Annotated in this window: 10 protein-coding genes; 7 read left to right on the forward strand and 3 right to left on the reverse strand. The window is 51.9% G+C overall.

The features are described from left to right. Nucleotides 1-134: 134 nt before the first annotated feature. Both AWQ22_RS00205 and AWQ22_RS00215 read right to left on the reverse strand, forming a co-directional pair. Nucleotides 135-5930 (reverse strand): translocation/assembly module TamB, encoded by a 5796-nt coding sequence (locus AWQ22_RS00205; RefSeq protein ID WP_065709817.1) that lies wholly within the window; start codon nt 5928-5930, stop codon nt 135-137. 306 nt (nt 5931-6236) lie between these two features. Further along, nucleotides 6237-6578, reverse strand: coding sequence for a hypothetical protein (locus AWQ22_RS00215; protein WP_065709819.1), 342 nt, complete (start codon nt 6576-6578; stop codon nt 6237-6239). Here AWQ22_RS00215 and AWQ22_RS16655 point away from each other — a divergent pair. Both AWQ22_RS16655 and AWQ22_RS00220 read left to right on the forward strand, forming a co-directional pair. Further along, nucleotides 6577-6714, forward strand: a complete 138-nt coding sequence (locus AWQ22_RS16655; protein WP_157094557.1) for a hypothetical protein — start codon at nt 6577-6579, stop codon at nt 6712-6714. The two genes, AWQ22_RS00215 and AWQ22_RS16655, sit on opposite strands and share 2 nt — an antisense overlap. 132 nt (nt 6715-6846) lie before the next feature. Beyond that, on the forward strand, nt 6847-8388 hold the full coding sequence (locus AWQ22_RS00220) for an FAD-binding oxidoreductase (RefSeq protein ID WP_065709820.1): 1542 nt from the start codon (nt 6847-6849) through the stop codon (nt 8386-8388). Between the two features lie 23 nt (nt 8389-8411). Here the strand turns inward: AWQ22_RS00220 and AWQ22_RS00225 are convergent, their stop codons facing one another. Continuing rightward, nucleotides 8412-9089 (reverse strand): uracil-DNA glycosylase family protein, encoded by a 678-nt coding sequence (locus AWQ22_RS00225; RefSeq protein ID WP_012305685.1) that lies wholly within the window; start codon nt 9087-9089, stop codon nt 8412-8414. A gap of 479 nt (nt 9090-9568) precedes the next feature. On the opposite strand from AWQ22_RS00225, the gene AWQ22_RS00230 reads away from it, so the two are divergent. The 5 genes from AWQ22_RS00230 (at nt 9569) to AWQ22_RS00250 (ending at nt 19530) form a co-directional block, all read left to right on the forward strand. Continuing rightward, the gene (locus AWQ22_RS00230) at nt 9569-10777 is read left to right on the forward strand and encodes a response regulator (RefSeq protein ID WP_065709821.1); all 1209 of its coding nucleotides are present in this window, start codon (nt 9569-9571) and stop codon (nt 10775-10777) included. Between the two features lie 82 nt (nt 10778-10859). Then, a complete protein-coding gene (locus tag AWQ22_RS00235; RefSeq protein WP_030006793.1) occupies nt 10860-11222 on the forward strand; it encodes a response regulator transcription factor in 363 nt (120 codons plus the stop codon). Nucleotides 11223-11296: 74 nt separating this feature from the next. Beyond that, the gene (locus tag AWQ22_RS00240) at nt 11297-11788 is read left to right on the forward strand and encodes a chemotaxis protein CheW (RefSeq protein WP_030006792.1); all 492 of its coding nucleotides are present in this window, start codon (nt 11297-11299) and stop codon (nt 11786-11788) included. 95 nt (nt 11789-11883) lie between these two features. Then, entirely contained in the window at nt 11884-16281 is a 4398-nt protein-coding gene (locus tag AWQ22_RS00245; RefSeq protein WP_232321408.1) for a GAF domain-containing protein, read from the forward strand. Nucleotides 16282-16395: 114 nt separating this feature from the next. Beyond that, nucleotides 16396-19530, forward strand: coding sequence for a hybrid sensor histidine kinase/response regulator (locus tag AWQ22_RS00250; protein ID WP_065709823.1), 3135 nt, complete (start codon nt 16396-16398; stop codon nt 19528-19530). Nucleotide 19531: the final 1 nt, after the last annotated feature.

Here is a 19531-nt window from a genome sequence, read left to right on the forward strand (position 1 = left end):
AGCCTCCTAGGATTTGAGGATAAGCAGAATAATTATGCGATTCTTAAAAGAGCGTCTTATCCTGTGTTTCAGGTTGGTTATTAAATAATGTTAACGTTTCTCAGGAGAGATTGTTAAATTTTCTGCTTTTGTGTCTAAAATCGCAGGTCATATTCGACAGAAAAACGATTATCGTTGTTGAGATCCGTTGAGCCTCGGACAAAAATCTCATCGTTGACCCGATACCGGAGACCAAACTGAGCGGGCTGGCTACTATTCAGAATTTGCAGCACTGACAGGGACAAATCTGGGCTGATATTGGCACTGAGTTCTGCCCCCAGTCCCAAGGTTGAACTGCTCTCATCTTCATCTTCTGTAATCACCGTGGGGAAGAGGCGTAGTTCACTCAAACCAAGGGCATTGCCAATGACATCTTGGATATTACTCAAAAGGGCAGAACCAGCTAAGTTAGCCAAAGCTAGGGTTTCGTTGGTGCTGCCCCCGGTGAAGTTTTCTAAGAAAGATCCCCCCAAAAGAGAAATCAACTCCGTTTCACTACGGGGCGGACTACTGGTCAATTCAATATTTTCATCTAAATTGCTCGCCCGTCCCCGCACATTGGCTTGGATACGGATGGTTTCGACGGTGCCGATCTGGCTGGGGCCAAAGACGCTATTGTCACGAATTTCAGCAGAAAGGGGATCGGTAGTGGCAAGAAATGACCGGGAATTTTCCAATAGAGAAGTCTCTAGGGTGATGTCAAGCTCTGGATCGAGGCCAAAGTTGGGGGTAAAGGTCGCGGTATTACGATTGCCCGCAAGCCGCAGTTGGGCAGCAAAGAGATTGACCTGACCCCGATCTAACTGAATCACCCCGGCAGGACGCAGATCATTGAGGGTGCCATTGAGGGTTAAATCCCCCGTTGCGAGGAAGTTCAGAATCGGTTGCCGGGTAATTTGCACGCGATCGCCAAGGGTGATTTTCAGGTCTTTAAACTCTGTGATCGCCCGCAGATCGACATTGGAAACGCGTTTCGGTGTTGGGGATGTCCCTGGGTCAAGCTGTTTATTCCCGGCCGTGGTTTGTTGGTCTGTGGCTGCGGCTGAGTTGCCATTACCATTGCCATTTTCTTGGTTCCCTGCCAGCGAAATACGCCCTTCTCGGAGGGTTAAATCGCCCCCAATGGTCGGCTCTAGGCTTGTACCAGCAATGATCAGATTGCCCGCAACGCCCCCTTGGTAGAGATCAGGCAGCACAAAGTTGAGATCTTCTAGGCGCACATCGAGGGTTTGGCTCTCGGTCGTCGCCCTGGCGAGGGGCAGTTGCCCAGAGATCGCCACCTGGCCACCACTAAAATCACCGGTGAGTTCTTGGACGGTCAGGGTATCTAGATTAAAGTCAATTTGCCCATGGACATTGGTCAAGGGGGCATCAGGCAGTACCTGGGCTTGGATCTCTGCCTGGGCGATCGCCACCTGACCATCCGCCACCAGATCCACTGGCCGCCCCGTATCGGGATCAATTTCTCCGTCAATGGACAGATCCACTTCCCCTTCACCCCCCAGCCAAGCCACTTGACCCCGCGTCAAAATATTTAAGAGGGCAAATCCCTCATTCTCAAGGTTAAATGTGAGATTGAGCGCGTTACTCTCCGGGACAACCGTCGCATTGGGGAGTTGGTAAGGAATACTGCCTGTAATTTGGAGGGGGTCAGCCTCGGCCACCAGTTCACTATCAACGATGAAATCGAGGCGGGCATCATCATAGGTGAAGTTCCCCTTGACGCTATTGATCGGCGTGTCATTAATACTGGCGTTAGCCATGGTCATTTCGCCCCGGGCCGAGGGATCATCAGGAGTTCCCGCAAGGGCAGCATTGGCGTTAATAAAACCGTCGATCGCCACCGCCTCAGGTAAATCAACAAACTTTTCTAAAAAGGCTACAGGGACTTCGGTGAGGCGCAATTGTCCCGTTTGGGTATCGCCCCCAAAGCTACCAATAAAGCTTAGGCGTCCCCCGCCATCTTGTTCCGAGAGACGAATGCCCACGGGCCGCAACGTTAAGACCCGATCCCGCAGCACACCCCGCGCAATAATTTGGGGCATCGTGATTTCGCCCCACTGCCAAGGGGAACCGACAATTTGTGATTCGCCAAATACAGCCACTTCGCGGTATCCGCCAGTGAGATCAAAGTCTGCCTGGAGGCCAGTATCTGCATTGTAGGCAAGGCTCAAATCGCCGCTAAATTCCCCCCGTAGGTCTGCTAATTCTGCGGGCAGGAGTGGTTTACTCTCGGCGACATCTAAATTGAGTTGGCTTTGGACGCAACTGAGGAGAGCGATTCTTTCGGCAAAGGATTGTTGGCGATCGCCACGGCTGTAGAGGGCCGGATTTTCGCCATTATTTTCCGGCGGAGTCGCTTCAGCCATGCCGTTGAGGAGGGTATCACAACGATATTTTTCCCGTTCAGGGGGCGTGGCATCGGCTAATTCCAGGGTGGGTTGGGCTGGCACGGCCACAGACTCAATTTCAGTGGTAATGGGGGGCGGATCCTGGGGACGGTTGGCATAGAGATCGGCGCTCTGATCGAAGCGACTGGAACGGCCAAAATAATCCGGTAGGGACAAACTACCGAGATTTTGGAAATCACCGTAATCGAAAATTTGCAGGGCCGCTAAAACATCTTCAATCCGGCCTTGTTCGATGGTGCCCGTGGTTTGAATAGTTGGGTTAGGACGGTTTTCGTTGGCTAGGGCAATGGTGCTATCGACGCTGTAGAGGCCACCGTTTTGCGCCCATTGGAAATCCTGGAGCCTGAGGGTATCGTTGGCAAAGTAAAAGTTTCCACTGAGGCGATCGCCTTCAAGATAACCCAGCATCGGTTGGGCGATCGCCACCTGACCGGACACCGAATTCGCCTGGAGATCCGCCCGCAGTTCACTGGAGAGTCGTCCCCCCAAGACCATCGTTTCTAGGGGAAAATCAAGCCGTTGCAAAGCGGGTTGTCCCTGGGCCACCTGTTGAATCAAGGTAACGGGGAGGTTGCCACTACTCAGTTGGAGTCGGGTCGGTTCGAGGCCCGCTTGGTTGTACTCCAGGGCGAGGTCTAGGGTCGAGCCATCGAGCTTGAGTTCGGCCTGTTCTGGGCGGAGACGGGAATTCAGACGGGCAAAAATCTGGTCTTCTTCCCCTTCGATAGCGATAATGGTGCGGCGATCGCTGCGGGTTTGAATGGTGCCCTGGAGGGTGGGGTCGAGGGTTAATTCGGCTAACTGTACATTATTGAGAGCGACTTGACCATTGATCTGGGGCTGCTGGAGCGTCCCTTGGATCGTGCCCCGAAAATCCCCTTGACCTACAACATCGAGGGCCTGGGCCACCTCCGGTAAAGGCAGTTGCTGGAGATCGAGATTTTGGGCTTCTAGGTTGAGGGCCAATTGTGTAATTGCTTGGCTTGCATCGCGACCGAGGCGATCGCTATCAATGGTTAAGACCCCATCGGCCCGGAAATTTTCGGCGATCGCCCTTTGGATTTGCAGTTGCTGCCCATTCCAAGCCCATTGACTGGTTAACGGAGAATTAATCAGGGCGACTCCTTCACTGAGGCGCAGATCCCCTTCGGCCCGCACATTCTTCAGGTCTGGCTCGGTCACATCCGCCGTTAATTGCACAGCGCCACTGCCAATTCCCTCCAGGCTACTATTGAGGCGATTCAGAGCCAAATTTTGAGCGGTAAAATCCCCTTGGAGTTGGCCATTCTGGAGCGTTAACAATCCGCCGTCAATGACACCGCCTGCTAGTCTGGCGCTCAGGGAACCCTGGGCCAACATCCCCTCTACTGAGAGATCTTCTAAATTACCCCGCACTTCAAACTGACCCTGGCTGGGGACTGTATTTGCCACATTGGCCAATTGGGGGGCAAAGCTCACTAAATCTACATTATTTAGGGCGGTGCGACTGTACCATTCCCCCCCAGCGACGGTGACGCCCTCGGTGCGAATCTCGCCATTGCCCACCGTGAGGCGTCCGGAACCCGTTGCTTCGACGGTATTTAAGTTCACCTCAGCTAAGGTTCCCCCAGTCTGGAACTGGCCGGAGTAGTCCGCCACTAGGGTACGAGGAACAGCGGGTAAAATTTCTTTAAGATCGAGGTTATTTAAAGCCAGGTCAGCGCGCCACCGACCATCCCCAACGCGAATATTGCGGGCGATCGCCTGACCATTGGCAAAACTGGTGCGGGCCTGACCAGTAATGTCGAGGGAACCCGCTTGTGCCTGGGGTTCTGACTGGCCAAAGGTGCCCGCAACTTGGAAATCACCATTGACGATACTGCGCTGGAGAAAGGAGGGCAGTTCCTGTTCCGTAAGCTGGGCGAGACGCAGTCCCTGGGCGCGGGCAGGGGTTTGGAATTGGGTTTGGGTAATGCGCAGGTTGGGCATCGTCACCAGGCCCCCAGCCACGGGCACCACAGCGGTACCTGAGACGACAAATTCTGAGACTTGGTTCAGGGGCGCTTCAAACACCACATCCGTGCGGCCCGGCCCGGCAGTGACGGGTAAATTGAGTTCGTAGAGTTGGGCCAGGGCATTCGTCGGTAGTTGATCCCCCTGGGCTGCAATGGCGATCGCCCCAGGCGAATATGTATTTTCATCGGCCAATTGAATTACCCCTTGGCCGGTGATATTGCCTCCCAAGGTAGGTTGGGCGGTGAACTGCTCAACCAGAAAACGATTACCCGTAATGGTCAGATCGCCCTGAAAACGCTCCAGGGTCAGGCGATCAACTTTTAATTGGCTGGCATTCGTTGCCGCAACGGCCAATTGAATTTGTTCCAGTGGCCCCCCAAAGGTCACCGTCGTTGCCAATTGACCCTCTACCGGAAAGGCCGGGGATTCTAATTCAAAGGTGTCCAGGATTTGGGCAATTTCTGTGGGGGCAGTCTCAATTTGCCCCGTAAAACCCGTTTCAAAATTGATATTGAGATCGCCATTAAATGGAAGCGTCCCCAGGCGGCCTGTCGTCTGTTGGAATTGAAGTTCTTGGTTTTGAAAGCCAATTTTGCCGGAAAAATCTTCTACGGGTTTGGCAAGGGCCGGAACGATTAGGGTCGAACCCTCGGCCATTAACTCCCCATTCCAATCGCTGAGGTCGCCTTCTTCTAGGAATAACTCGATGGCACCATCTACTACACCACCGGAAAAGGTAACAGGGGGAACCACCAGGTTAGAAATGGCGACAGGGTCTAATTTCTGGGCGCGAATCCTGAGATTGCTGGTTTCTTGGTCAAAATCGAGGATTCCTTCGATGTTTAAGTCTCCCCCCGATGCCAACTTCCCCTGGACATCAAAATTGATCACTTTGTTTTGGTTCGTGAGGCGGCCTTTCCCGGAGGTGATCGCCAACTGCACAGGGGGACTCAGGGTGCCGGAACGTTGGCGGGCAATTAACGTCAGTTGACCCCGGCGGAGGCGGATGTTATTGATATTGACTTCGAGACCTTCGGTGTCTGGGTCATCGGGAGCAATGTTCAAATCTAGCCATCTGCGGGCTTGGTTTTGCTCAACGGTCACCTGGGGATTAATCAGGGTGAGGTTTAAGTCTAAGCGCCGTCGGGTAAGCAACGTCCACAGGTTAAAATCAACGGCGATCGCCTCAACCAGAAGCTGATCATTGGAATCCGCCGTTGGTGGCAGTTCAGACGGGCCAAACCGTAATCCCCCCAAGGAAAATCCTTGCACTGACCCCAGGTTAATGGGGCGATCAATTTGCTTATTAAGCTGCTGCTCAATTTGTGGCGATAGGCGCTGGTAGATGTAGTAACGCCCATAGCCTAGGCCCGCTCCCACGGCTAACACAAGGCCCACAGCCGCTCCTGTAATGAGACGTTGACGCCGACGGGATGGTGGAACTTGCACTGAGTTTTCGGAAGAAGGGGGAAGGTTTTGGCTCATGGTGGCAACAGTTTGCAAGTGTTGCGATCATTATAGAGAGGATGACCCTATCGCAATGGCTTTTGTCGCTTTTTAATTACCACAGATTTTGGATCTGCCCCAAACGGTCAGCGAAAAAAATTTTGGTACCGATTCCATGCAGCACAGATTCCCCATGGCCCCAGTGTCAAAGATTTATTTTTTGACCGTCGCCACATTAATAAATTTGTCACAAAAAAAGGGAAGTGATCACTTCCCTTTTTCAACCCTAAATCATGAATGGATGTCGTTGTCCCTGACAGAAATTCTGTTGGCTCAAGCCTCTTTCTAGAATTTGATGTTTTGGGCCATCGCTTTAAAAGCAGCCATGTTTGCCCCTGGGCGGCGACGATTGGAACGGTTGCCGGGTTTGAGGAGATAGTTTTCTGCAAAGGCTCCAACTTCTACTGTCTGTGCGAGGACGGCTTCTCGGCTTGCAGCTTGAATGGCGGCAACAATCACATCGGTGGGGTCATTAACATTGGGGGCCGGGACACTGGCTACGGGAGCGGGGGCCTCTTGGGAAGCTTCAGTAGTAGGGGCTTCTACCTGAGGTGTTTCCTGTACCCGCACTTCGGGCGCAACGGACGCTTCGGCGATTGTGTCGTTACCTTGGGAAGGTAATTCCATGAAAAAGTTATCTTTCTTTTTTCCTAAAATTTTTCCTAGCACGGGCAAGCTCCTGAATATTAAAAATGAATTAAAACAGCACTCAACGCACCAAATGATTAAGCCTGAATATTTTGGCGGTGTTAAGTTACGCTGATTCTATTGATTAAGTTTTATGAAGTCAAGGCAATCCCGGAAATTCAAGATTTTTTAAGTATTTATAACCATCACTCCCAGGGAAAATGATAAAAAAGAGCCACAGTGTGCAGAAAAATGAGAGGCGATCGCCATGGGTCAGGTAGAAACAATTTTGGGCGCAATGCCAGGGGATCCCCTCAATGGGCTACGGGCCGCTGATCAACGGTGGCAAAATTGGCGACAGGGTAAGATTGGCGCTCCGGCGATGGTGGAAATTGGTACGGAAGACTGCCCTGACTATGATTGTGATGTGCTCGTCTGCGGGGGCACTTTAGGCTTGCTCCTCGCGGCGGCCCTGCAACGGCGGGGATGGCGGGTGATTATCTTGGAGCGGGGGCCATTGCAAGGGCGCGTTCAGGAATGGAATATTTCCCGGAGTGAGTTGCAGACGCTTCTGGATTTAGAACTGCTCAGTGAGACCGAACTGCGCGAAGTCATCGCCACGGAATTCAATCCCCTGCGTATCCAATTCCATGGGGGAGATCCCCTCTGGGTGAAAGATATTTTAAATATTGGTGTGAGTCCCCGGCGATTACTGGCGGTTTTGAAGGAAAAATTCCTCACCTGGGGCGGCAAGATTTTTGAGAATCACCCTTGCACAGGGATTACGGTTTCGCCGCAGGGGGCGATCGCCAGGACTGAAAAATTCACGTTCCACACCCGCTTAATTTTGGATGGTATGGGGCATTTTTCTCCCATTGCCCAACAGGTGCGCCAAGGCCAAAAGCCCGACGGTGTCTGTCTAGTGGTGGGAAGCTGCGCCCAGGGGTTTGCAGCGAATAGTAAGGGAGATTTAATCTATTCATTCACGCCGATTCGCAACCAATGTCAATACTTTTGGGAAGCCTTTCCCGCCCACGATGGCCGCACTACTTATCTATTTACCTATCTCGATGCCCATCCCCAACGGTTTGACCTAGCTTTTCTCCTGGAGGAATATCTAAAATTACTGCCTGACTATCAACAGGTGGATTTAGCCGCCTTAGATTTTCAACGGTTTTTGTTTGGTTTTTTCCCAAGCTATCGTCGTAGTCCTCTGCATTATCCTTGGGACCGCATTTTGCCCATTGGCGACAGTAGTGGCGGCCAATCCCCCGTTAGTTTTGGTGGCTTTGGGGCAATGTTGAGGCATCTGGAGCGACTCACCAACGGTTTAGATGATGCCCTGACCCAGGACTGTTGCGATCGCCAATCCCTCGCCCAGCTACAACCCTACCAACCGAATCTTTCGGTCACCTGGCTGTTCCAAAAAGCGATGAGCGTGGGGGTCAACCAAAGCTGTCCACCAAACCAGATTAATGACCTGTTAAATGCGGTCTTTGGGGTGATGGCCCAGTTAGGGGAAGATACCCTCAATCCATTTTTGCAGGATGTGGTGCAGTTCCAAGGCCTAACGAAGACATTACCCAGGGTGAACTTTAAAACGGTGTTGCCCCTGTTGCCCCATTTGGGGGTGGGCGCGTTGGCCGATTGGTTGCGCCATTACCTTGCCCTGGGTCTCTACACTTCAAGCTATGCGCTCAGTCAGCGTCTGCCCATGGGAGATAGTTACCAGGCCAAACGACGGCGTGAAGCGTGGCAATATGGGTCGGGCCAAGATTTTCATCAGGCAGGACTCACGGAACAGGACTAAGTGCAGCCCGAAACGGCGAGGTCTCAAAAGGCGATCGCCCCCAGACGATTTTGCAACATCTGAGGAAACTGGGCGTAGTAGCGTTGATTTAGGGGGGATGGGTGGGGCAAAGGCGACAAAGTAACGATCTTTTGGTGTTCCATTCCCAGATCGTCCACCGCCCGGAGGGTCACTTGCAAGGATGTCTCAAAGCGATCGCCCCGCCGGAAGAACCCGTTTACCTCTCCCCGTCGTCCGTAGGGGTCAAACCACTTAAAGGCTTCCGTACCCAGGGTGATGATTTGGTTGCCCTGCCAGTGCAACACCAACAGCCGCTCCACAAAAGGGCGAAATCGTTCCTTAACCGACACCGGATAGGCCTTGTTGCCCGGTGGTTTGTAGGGCACCGTATTGGTCAGCAAAATGCGATCGCACACCGTCGCCAATTGCGCCTTGTCATGGATTTTTTTGTGGTGAACTGCATAATAAAATCCCTGGCGTACCAGGGTTCCCGCAGCACCATAGAGGGGTTGGCGGGCGTGCACCTCATCCCGTCCCAAATCCCGCCCAAAAAAACACAGGGATGCCTTGAGATTCCCCGCATAGAGCACTGGCTCCGTGGGATTAAGGCGTGCTGCTTGGTACACAGGCACATCAATGGGAAATGGTTCCCGCTCTGCCTCTGTCTTTACCTGGGCAATTAACGTCGCAATATCCGTCATGGTCTCAACTGGAGAGGGCTAGAAATCTATGTCATTGTTGGCGATCGCTACTGCCCTTTGTCAACCCAAATCATCGTTAACGGCGTCTTTTTCTCGCCTAGAACAGTAAAAGCTACATCAAATCTTCACAAAATTGTCTAGGAGAAATCTCTATAATTTTTTCTTAAGAATTACTTTCAAACGTCCCACAGTCAACATGTTCTTGAACTTCACAAAAGTTAAAACAAGCTTCAGTGTTTATACGTAGAAAGCAACAGCGGAATTAAGAACCGCCTCAATACTTGTGCGGCAATAAAAATCAAAATAAAGCGAATAAATTCCCATGCAAAGAAAATATTGTTTGGGTTTATTGTGCTGCTAATTGCTTGATTTCTAGGGTTTTAAATCAATAAATTGATTTGTGTATTGTTGCAAAGTTTTTGTTAGGTGATCGTGATGTTATGGGTATATTAAAATCGAGAATGCTCTAGACACAGAATATGACTGCTGCAGGCAATACACTCAGTTTCATCGCCGATCAACTAAACCAGTTGTGCCAAACCCGGGCTACGGGTGAGTTGATTGTGGGGAATAGTCAATACCAGGGGCATATTCATCTCCTGTCCGGGCGTCTTCTCCATGCCACCGCCGGTATCCACTCTACCCGTCGTTGGAACCGCATTACCCAACGGCTCGCCCCCCAGTGGACGCCAAATCCCCAAGAACTGATCAGCTCGCAAATGTGGGAATATCAGCTCCTTTACCAAGGGATCACAACCAAACAACTGACGGTCATGCAAGCGAAGGCAATTATTCGGGCGATCGCCCAGGAAGTCTTCTTCGATCTTGGTTGCTATGCCGATGCCACCATCGAATCCCATGAAACCCAAAAAAATGCCACAGAAATCGCCCTCAGTTTGTCCTTGTCTTACCTAGAAGTCGAACCCGACCTCAAGCGAGTGATGCAACTCCAACAACAATGGCAAGCCGCTGGTCTTGGCAACTTGAGTCCCACCCTCGCCCCAGTGCTAAAGGCAGGTATTGATGCCAGTGCCCTTGGCAGTTTGGGTCAGTATCTCAATGGACAATTCACCATGTGGGACATTTCTGTGTGCCTTGGTAAATCGGTTAATAGCGTTGCCAATGCCCTAATTCCCCTATTAAAAAAGCGCATTGTTCAACTGAAAAAAATTGCCGATTTACCCCCTCCCCTAGGCCATCTTGCAGAATCTACCGATGCTGATGGCCCCACTTCCGGCAGTCTGAGATCGCCCGAAAAGCGTGATGCCCTCATTGCTTGTATTGATGATAGCCCCGTGATTCTCCAAACCCTACGGAAAATCCTCGAAGGGGCTGGTTATCGCACCATCGGCATTAGTGAACCCATGCGGGGCGTTGCCAAGCTCATCGAGAGTCAACCAGACGTGATCATTCTTGACCTCGTGATGCCCAATGCTAGTGGTTACACCGTGTGTAAGTTTCTCAGGCAAACCTCTGTGTTTGAAAAAACGCCAATTATTGTCTTGACCAGCCGCGATACCTTGATTGATCGCAATCGAGCCAAGCTCGTGGGAGCTTCAGATTTTTTGGGGAAACCACCGGATCCAGAGAAAACCATTGCCTTAATTGAAAAATATTTAGATGAAGTTGCCGCACAGGATAATGAAACAGAAGATGTCACCTTAAAAGTTTCTAGCTCTACCCGATAAAATTTGACTTTTCAAAGTTTACTTAAGGGTTGCTCTCAAACAAAAATTGTTATTTAATTTGAATTTTTCTCAGAGGTTTGTAATGGCAACTTTATTATTAGTTGAAGATAGTCCGACAGAAGCACAAATTATCACAAGTTGCCTAGAAAATGCCGGGTTTAGCTTGCTAAAGGTGACGACGGCAGAGGCAGCGCGGGCCATCCTGGATCACAAAATGATCGATGGCATTGTCTTGGATGTGGTGCTGCCGGGCCAAAGCGGTTTTGGCTTTTGTCGTGAGGTGAAAAATAATCCAAAAACCCAAAATATTCCTGTCATCATGTGCTCTAGCAAAGCTGAAAAAATGGATAAAAAATGGGCCAGTAAACAAGGGGCCAATGATTATGTCACCAAACCCATTGACCAAAATGAATTGTTAAACGCGGTACGGCGTTGGATCCCTTAAGCTTGGCGCTGCCTGATTTGCCATCCCGTCTAGCGCAACTTTTGTTGACTGAAGTTTGATTTGGAGCGTTGTTTATGGCCCCTGTGACCTCTGCCCCGGAAAGTAGCACAACACAATACATTGGTATTCTTTTGGCCGATGGTTTTCGGGCCATGGTGCCCACGGCTCAATTGGTCGAAACGATCAATGTCGAGTTGGGACACATTGTGCAAATGCCAGATTTGCCGCCTGCGGTGGTGGGGGTCTGTGGCTGGCGCGGCGATGTGCTATGGCTGGTGGATTTAGCCTATGCCCTGCGTTTGCCTCCTTTATTGGCTGGTGATTATGGGCGATCGCAATGCCATGTTTTACGGGTTACGGTCAACCACCAGACATTCGGGATTCTCGTCGCCGAGGTGCAGCATCTCATACGCGGCGATCGCCTGGAGTTATTACCTGGTCCTCCAGGGCAAATCCCCCCTGAGGTTTCAGCTTTGGTGGCTGGCCAGTTTCGGACAGCTTCGGGGGAAACCATCTTGAGCATCAACCTCGAAGCCTTGCTAGATCACCTCAAATCCCCAGGCTGATTTTTCCAGACTGAATAATGAATCGGCCCAATGTTTTGGCCCCTCATTTTTTCATTTCCCTGCGTTTATCTAAATTGAAATTCCCTGAAACTGCCATGACTCAAGCTCCCTTCCGCCCCAACAGCTCCCAAGACAACCGTCTTCAGTCCCAATCCCTCGGCCACGACCGCAAAGAACGACCCATTGAAGAAACGGTGACCATTGTGCCGGTACAGGCCACCAACGCCAACAACGGCAAGCATTCCACCCTCACCTCAAAGGCTGGCACCCTTGTGAGTGAACTCAGTAATCTTCGTTCCAACATCGACATGATGACGGAAGAACTCCAATCTCTGTTAGCCACAGAACGGGCGGCAGTGGAACGGGCTGAGCTTCTCAATGCGATGACTTCCCACATTCGTGAGTCCTTAAGTTTTGAATATATTCTCAATGCGACGGTCTCGGATGCGCGCAATGCCCTAGATGTAGACCGGGTGGTGGTGTATGTCTTTGATGACCCAGATTGGCTCGGCAAAGTGATGTACGAGTCCGTGGAACGGCGGTGGCCCAGCGCTTTGGGAATGTCCTATTCTCTAGTGGGGTTATCAGACCATGCCATTCGGCTCTTTCAGCAGGGGCGGGTTGAAGCGTTCAACAATCTCGGCCACGGAACAACAACAGATGATACCCAACTGGATCAATGGCAACAATTGGAAGTCCAGGCAAGTTTAACGGCACCGCTGCTTTTGGGGGGAGAGTTGTATGGGTTATTGGTGGCCCACCAATGTGCGATCGCCAGGGAATGGTCAGAGTCGGAGATCGAATTTTTCCGGCAGTTAGCGGTACAGGTGGGTTATGCCCTCGACCAAGCTCAATTGTTAGATCAACAGCGGGCGGCAGCAGAACAGGCCCAATGGTTAAACCAAATCAGTGCGCGGATCCGGGAATCTCTCACGCCAGCGGATATTTTTGCGGCGGTGGTTCAGGAAGTGCAAACTGCGCTCCGGGGCGATCGCACGGTGGTCTATCAGCTCGGTGAAAATGCCCTTGGGGGTCAAGTGGTTGCTGAGGCTGTGGAACGGCAGTTTCCGACAATCCTGGGCCTAGAACTCGATCTTCCCTGGCTGGAGGCCTCCCACCAAGACGCCTATCTCCGGGGTCAGGTGACTGTCATCGAGGATATCTACGATGCCAATCTTGATGAAGCGGTGCTCAATCACCTAAAGGCGAAAGGGATTCGCGCCAGTGCGATCGCCCCCATTATCGCCCGCCAAAAACTCATGGGCTTTTTGATGGTGCACCAATGCTCACTACCCCGCCGTTGGGCCGATAGTGAACTAGAGATTTTGCGCCAGGCCGCCACCCAGGTCAGCACTGCCCTCGATCAAGCCTTTGCCCTCCAACAGCAAGAAAATGCCGCCCTCCAGGCCCAAATTCTCAATGAATTGTCGTCCCGTCTCGGTAGTTTTAACGACACCGCAGAGATCCTCGAAACAGCAGTAGACGATGCCCGCGAAGCCCTCCAAGCCGACCGAGTGCTCATTTTCCGGGTCGATGGCCCCCAAAAAGCCATGGCGATCGCCGAAGCTGCCGATCCCCGCTGGAAAAGCCTCATGGGCAAAACACTCCAGGACTGTGGCCTCGATGAACGCTACCTCAAGCAGGCCCAGCGCGGCAAACTCACCGTCCTAAATCGCCTCAGCGACATCGGTTTGAGTGCCTCCCAACTAGAAACCCTCGACCAGGCCCAGGTGCGGGCGATGATGATTGCTCCCATTACCATCGAACGCAATCTTTTCGGCCTGATCGTTGTCCACCGTTGCCAAGGTGCCCACCCCTGGCAAGAAGTCGATAGCAACCTGCTCCAGCAAATTAGCAACCAAATTAACTTTGCCCTCGAACGCATTAGCCTCATTGAACAGCGGCAGATGACTGCCGAGCGCGCCCAACGCCTAAGTGAGATGAGCGCCCGTCTCCAGGAATCCCTCGAAGTCCAAGAAATTCTCAGCGCCGCCGTCGAAGAAGCGCGAGACATCCTCACCGCCGATCGAGCGATCGTCTATCGCTTAGATCAAAACTGGCGCGGCCTGATCAATGCAGAATCCGTTGTGTCTGGTTTTGAGTCGATCCTGGGATTAAAAACCAACGAACCCCGTGTCACCGAAAAATTTGCCAAGGCCTACATCCGGGGGAAAGTGACGGCCTATGCCAACATCTACGAAGCCGACTTTATCGACTGTCACATCACCGAATTTGCGACCCATGCCGTTAAAGGCTACATGGCCGTTGGCATCGTCGCTAACCAAAAGCTCTATGGCATGTTGATCGTGCATCAATGTTCTGGGCCGCGCCAATGGACTGACCTAGAGATCAATACCCTAAAGCAAATTGCCCAGCAGATTGGCTATGTTCTAGAGCAGGCTTTCCTCAAGGAAGAACAAGACCGTGCCAAGCGCCTGAATGAAACCCGGATGCGACTCCAGGCCGCCTCGACGGTAGAGGCCATTCTCAATGTCGCCGTCGAAGAAGCCCAGGATCTTTTGGGCACAGACCGGGCAATTGTCTATGAATTTGATTCCTCTTGGAAAGGGCTGATCACCGCAGAATCAGTGGAGCAGGGCTACCCCACAACCCTCGGCTTACGCACCAATGAACCCCGGGTCACAGAAAAGCTCTCAAAAAATTACCAGAAGGGTCACATCGTCGCGATTCCCGATATTTTTAATGCTGATTTTGTTGACTGCCATGTGAATGAGTTTGCTCCCTATGGTGTCAAGGGTTATATGGCCACCGGGATTAGTGCGAACCAACGTCTCTATGGCATGTTGATTGTGCACCAATGTGCCAGCACCCGTCTTTGGAGTGAGGTGGAAATTGATATCCTCCGTCAACTCTCAGAACAGGTGGGGTATGCCCTAGACCAGGCCCTCCTCCGCCGGGAACAGGAACAGGCACTCGTCCGGACACGCCAAGTAAACCTCATCAGTTTCCGGATCCGTGAATCCCTCGATCTAGAACGGATCTTCCGGACTGGCGTCGAAGAAGCCCTCAAGCTCATGAAGTGCGATCGGGTCGTAGTTTATCGCTTTGATGACAACTGGGATGGCCGGATTAAATACGAAGCCGTCAAATCCGGTTGGCGCAAACTCAGCGAAGATATGATGACCTCCGGCGATGCCCCCTGTTTCCCCGAAGATTACGTTGAACCCTATCGCCAAGGGCGGGTGCAAGTGACCCCCGATGTCTCCCAAGCTGGCCTCACCGCTTGTCACGAAGAACAACTCGGTAAATGGCAGGTAAAGGCCAACGTGGTGGTTCCCATTCTCGTTAACCAAAAGCTTTATGGTCTTTTGGGGGCGCACCAATGTTCGAGTACCAGAGAATGGGAAGCTCCCCTGGTAGAGTCCTTCCGTCAGGTGGCGATCCAGTTGGGCTATGCCCTCGACCAAGCCCTCCTCCTCGAAGAAGTCGAAACATCCCGTCGCCAAGCAGAAGCCGTTTCCGAAGAACAGCGTCAACAGCGGGAGCAACTCCAAGGGCAAATTGAAAACTTCCTCGAAGAAATCGAAGAATCCTTTGAAGGGGATTTGACCGTGCGGGCTGGGGTCACTGAAGGGGAAATGGGCACTGTCGCTGACTTTTTCAACGCCACCCTTGAAAATCTCCAACTGCTGGTACAGCGGGTACAGGAATCGACAACCATTGTGTCAGACACTGCCCAAGAAAGTGAATCCTTGATTCAAAACCTGTCTGCGGAAGCGCTGCGCCAAGCCGAAAGCGTCAATGTGGCCCTCGATAAGCTCTTTAAAATGACTGGATCCATCCAAGAGGTCGCCAGCAACGCCCAGGAAGCCCAAGCCAAAGTCCAATTGGCGAACAAAACCCTCCAATCAGGGGACATGGCCATGAACCGTACGGTGCAAGGGATTGTGGCGATCCAACAAACCGTTGAAGCAACGGCCCGCAAGGTTAAAAATCTGGCGGATTCTTCCCAGAAGATCTCCCGGGTCTTAAACCTGATCCGCGAACTGGCCAACCAAACCAATTTACTCGCCCTGAATGCTTCTGTGGAGGCAACTCGCGCTGGGGAAGAAGAACAGGGATTTGCCGTCGCCAATGAAGTGCGCACCCTAGCGGAACAATCGGCCAACGCCACCAAGGAGATTGAGGCGATCATCGAAGAAATCCAGGCGGAAACCAACGAGGTAATCAAAGCCATGGATGTGGGCCGGAAGCGGGTCTTGATCGGGACGAAATTAGTGAAAGGGACACGCCAAGCCCTCACGGATCTTGCCAAGGTCAGTATGAGTATCAACCAAACCGTCGAAAAAATTGCGGATTCGGCGTCTACCCAGGTTGATATTTCCAATGAGCTGAACCAAACGATGCAGGATGTGGCCAATGTTTCTAATCAAACCTCCGCCCAATCGGTGAAGGTGGCGGAATCGTTCACCAAGCTCCTGGGGGTAGCCGGGGAACTGCAACAGAGTGTGTCTCGCTTTAAGGTGCAGTAGTTGTCGGGGTATCGGGGAGAGGCGATCGCCCTTTCCCCACCCTGTCGAGTAACATCGCATCGCAACATTATTTTTTATCATCACATCGGTTGAGTAGGGGATCATCATCCAATCATGGCCAAGGAAACAGTTGATACAAACGATCAAGCCTATGAATTCTTTGTCCAGGAATCACAGGCGCTTTTGCAGCACCTCGAAACGGGTTTGATGAACCTCTGCCAAGACCACGAAACACCGACAATCCATGGTTTGATGCGGGCCGCCCATTCCATTAAAGGGGGCGCTGCCTGTGTGGGCTTGATGGCCATCCAAGCGATCGCCCATGATCTAGAAAACGGCATCCGGGCTCTTTATAAAGAAGACACTGTATTCGATGTGGAGCTGGAAAACCTGTTGCTCGAAGCCTATGACGCCCTCCAAGACCCCATCAATCAGCAAATTCACCAAGGAGAATATGACCCTGACCACGCTTTAGGACGGGCAAAACCGATCTTTAGCCAGTTAGAAGAAAAGTTAGGCCATGCCCTAGATGAAGCGGCAGAACTGCCAGAAATGCAGATGGAAGGGGATATTACTGAATTTATTTTCAAAGAAGAAGTCCCCCAGGCCCTTGGTCGCCTCGAAAATTACGTCAACAAACCGCCGACGAAAAATCCTCACGGGGAACTCGTTTCCCAAATGGAAGTTTTGGCAACCCTAGGCGATATGTTGAACCTCGAAGGCTTTGCGGCGATCGCCCAGGTGGCCCAAGCGGCCCTCGCAGCCAATGCTGAACAGTATCTGGAGATTGCCCGCTGCGCCCTTGCTGATTTTCAAGCAGGCCAAGCCGCTGTCCTCGCTGGCGATCGCACCCAGGGAGGAGAACCCAGCGCCGCCCTCCAGCAACTCAGCCAAACCCAGACTCCCTCCCCGTCAACGGCACCAGAAACTCTTCCCCTAGAGACGGTCAATGACCTCGTGAATAACGGCAATGGCGAAGATTTAGGAAACGGTCTTTCCCTCGATGCCGATGAACTGGCCGCCCTCCAATTTTTAACCCAAAATGCCCGACCAGAAGCCGAGATGCGACCCGTCCTGGGTGACATTGATCTGGCTGAACTGATCCTAGAGGCCGATGATGCCCTAGGGGAGGTCGATGTGGATCTCACAAGCTTGGTGCTCATGGATGAACCGGAACCCAGCGAACCGATCATCCAGAATGATATTGTTTCCACCGAGGACGAGACTCCCCCCAGCTCTCCTGAGACTGAGGCGTTAGAACCCAAGTTAATTCCAAATTCTGCAGCAGCAGCTCCGGTTCCAGAAAAGGCTCCAGTTCCAGAAAAGGCGATCGCCCCCCCTGCCAATCCCGTTCTACCAAGCATTGACACCAATAGCCTCAGCGTGCGCCTCGACATGGGCCGCCTCAATCACCTCAACAGCCTGGTTGGCGAATTAGTCACCCAGGACAACAGCGCCCTACTCCGGAATAAACAAAGCAGCGATGCCCTCGATTCCCTCAAACGCTGGTATGGTCGCTTCGATAAAATTACCGCGCAATTCCAAGAATATGCCAAAGAACTGGTGGTCAAAAATCCCCAGGCCCGGGCTCAGTTGGCGCAATTTGTCATTTTTGCTTCGGCCATGACCGAGGAAATGGCCCAGCTCAGTGAAACCATTGAAGACACTACTCTTATTGCTCAGCAGGATCAGCAAGCCCTCAAACAACGACAACAAACCCTCAAACAACTAGAAAATAATCTAATCCAAGCGCGGATGTTGTCCATTGGGGAGCTTCTGAACCGTTTTCCGCGTACTGTGCGTGATCTTTCCGTTAAGGGTAATAAACCCGTCAGCTTGAACCTAGAAGGAACCGATACCCTTGTGGATCGAGCGATTTTATCGAAGCTCTATGATCCTCTGGTTCACTTAGTTCGTAATGCCTTTGACCATGGCATCGACTCCCCCGAAGAACGCCTTGCCCACAATAAATCAGAAGCGGGCACGATTACAATCAAAGCCTACAACCGGGGCAACTCTACCTACCTTGAAATCCAGGATGATGGTCGCGGCATTGACATTGAGAAAGTCCGTGCCAAAGCCGTGCGCAAAGGCTTAGTCAGTGCCACTGAAGCGGCGGAATTATCTCGGTCACAACTGTATGAATTACTCTTTGTTCCGGGTTTTTCAACAGCAGAAAAAGTCAGTCATTTATCGGGTCGGGGGGTGGGCCTCGATGCGGTACGTCTGCAAATTCGCGCCCTCAAGGGGAATATTTCCCTGACCTCTGAGCTAGGCCAAGGGACAACTTTTACCCTCCGGCTCCCCTGGAGTATGACCATTACAAAATTGTTGATTTTCCGTTGTCAGGAGAGTGTCTTTGCGGTTCCTATCAATAGTTTGTCGGCGATCGCCGCTGCCGAAAAAGCAGATCTCACAAAAGACGGTCACCAAGAACAGTTCCGCTGGCAGGGGAAAACAGTGCCCCTCGTCCAGGCCCTCCTGAGTGGCTTTAATTATCCCGCTTCGGCCATTGCCAGTCGCCAACAAATTGGCTCTTTAGCCCAGGGCAATATTAGTAATATTTGGAATCAAGTGGGCCAACAGATGGTTTTGGTCATGGCCCAGGCCAATGAAGTGATTGGTTTGCGGGTCGATCAAATTCTCCTCGAACAAGATCTGGTGATCAAACCCTTTGGGACGGCGATCGCTTCACCTCGGTATATTTCTGGTTGCACTATTTTAGGGGATGGTCGTCTCGTTCCTGTCCTAGATAGTGCTGCCCTCATTGAACGGGTCTGCCAAAAAGATAGCCACAACACAACCATCATTAATCCCCAATTCCAGACCCGCCAGCCAAAATTAACTTTGCCGACTGTCCTCGCCATTGATGATTCTCTAACGACCCGACAAACCCTCTCCACCACCCTGCAAAAGGCCGGTTATCGCGTCATCCAGGCCCAAGACGGTGCCGATGGCCTCAACCAACTGGAGCTTCACCCTGAAGTAGTCGGGATCATCTGTGACGTGGAAATGCCCAATATGAACGGCTTTGAGTTTCTCGGCCGCTGTCGCAAAAAACATCCGAAAGCGGAACTTCCGGTGCTGATGCTGACTTCCCGGGGCAGTAAACGCTACCGTCAGTTGGCCCAGCAGTTGGGGGCAAATGGCTACTTAACGAAGCCCTATTTAGATCAAGAGTTAATCGAAACCCTCCAAGGGGCGATCGCCGAAGCAAAGGCACAACCAGCGGCGATCGCCACCCCTTAAT

The organism is Picosynechococcus sp. PCC 7117 (assembly GCF_001693275.1).
Lineage (GTDB): Bacteria > Cyanobacteriota > Cyanobacteriia > Cyanobacteriales > MRBY01 > MRBY01.

What these genes read in the sequence shown, in the direction of transcription:
- AWQ22_RS00215 (WP_065709819.1), bottom strand. Translation starts at nt 6,578, where the DNA reads ATGGAATTACCTTCCCAAGGTAACGACACAATCGCCGAAGCGTCCGTT.
- AWQ22_RS00225 (WP_012305685.1), bottom strand. Translation starts at nt 9,089, where the DNA reads ATGACGGATATTGCGACGTTAATTGCCCAGGTAAAGACAGAGGCAGAG.
- AWQ22_RS00240 (WP_030006792.1), top strand. Translation starts at nt 11,297, where the DNA reads ATGGCCCCTGTGACCTCTGCCCCGGAAAGTAGCACAACACAATACATT.
- AWQ22_RS00235 (WP_030006793.1), top strand. Translation starts at nt 10,860, where the DNA reads ATGGCAACTTTATTATTAGTTGAAGATAGTCCGACAGAAGCACAAATT.
- AWQ22_RS16655 (WP_157094557.1), top strand. Translation starts at nt 6,577, where the DNA reads ATGAAAAAGTTATCTTTCTTTTTTCCTAAAATTTTTCCTAGCACGGGC.
- AWQ22_RS00230 (WP_065709821.1), top strand. Translation starts at nt 9,569, where the DNA reads ATGACTGCTGCAGGCAATACACTCAGTTTCATCGCCGATCAACTAAAC.
- AWQ22_RS00205 (WP_065709817.1), bottom strand. Translation starts at nt 5,930, where the DNA reads ATGAGCCAAAACCTTCCCCCTTCTTCCGAAAACTCAGTGCAAGTTCCA.
- AWQ22_RS00245 (WP_232321408.1), top strand. Translation starts at nt 11,884, where the DNA reads ATGACTCAAGCTCCCTTCCGCCCCAACAGCTCCCAAGACAACCGTCTT.
- AWQ22_RS00250 (WP_065709823.1), top strand. Translation starts at nt 16,396, where the DNA reads ATGGCCAAGGAAACAGTTGATACAAACGATCAAGCCTATGAATTCTTT.
- AWQ22_RS00220 (WP_065709820.1), top strand. Translation starts at nt 6,847, where the DNA reads ATGGGTCAGGTAGAAACAATTTTGGGCGCAATGCCAGGGGATCCCCTC.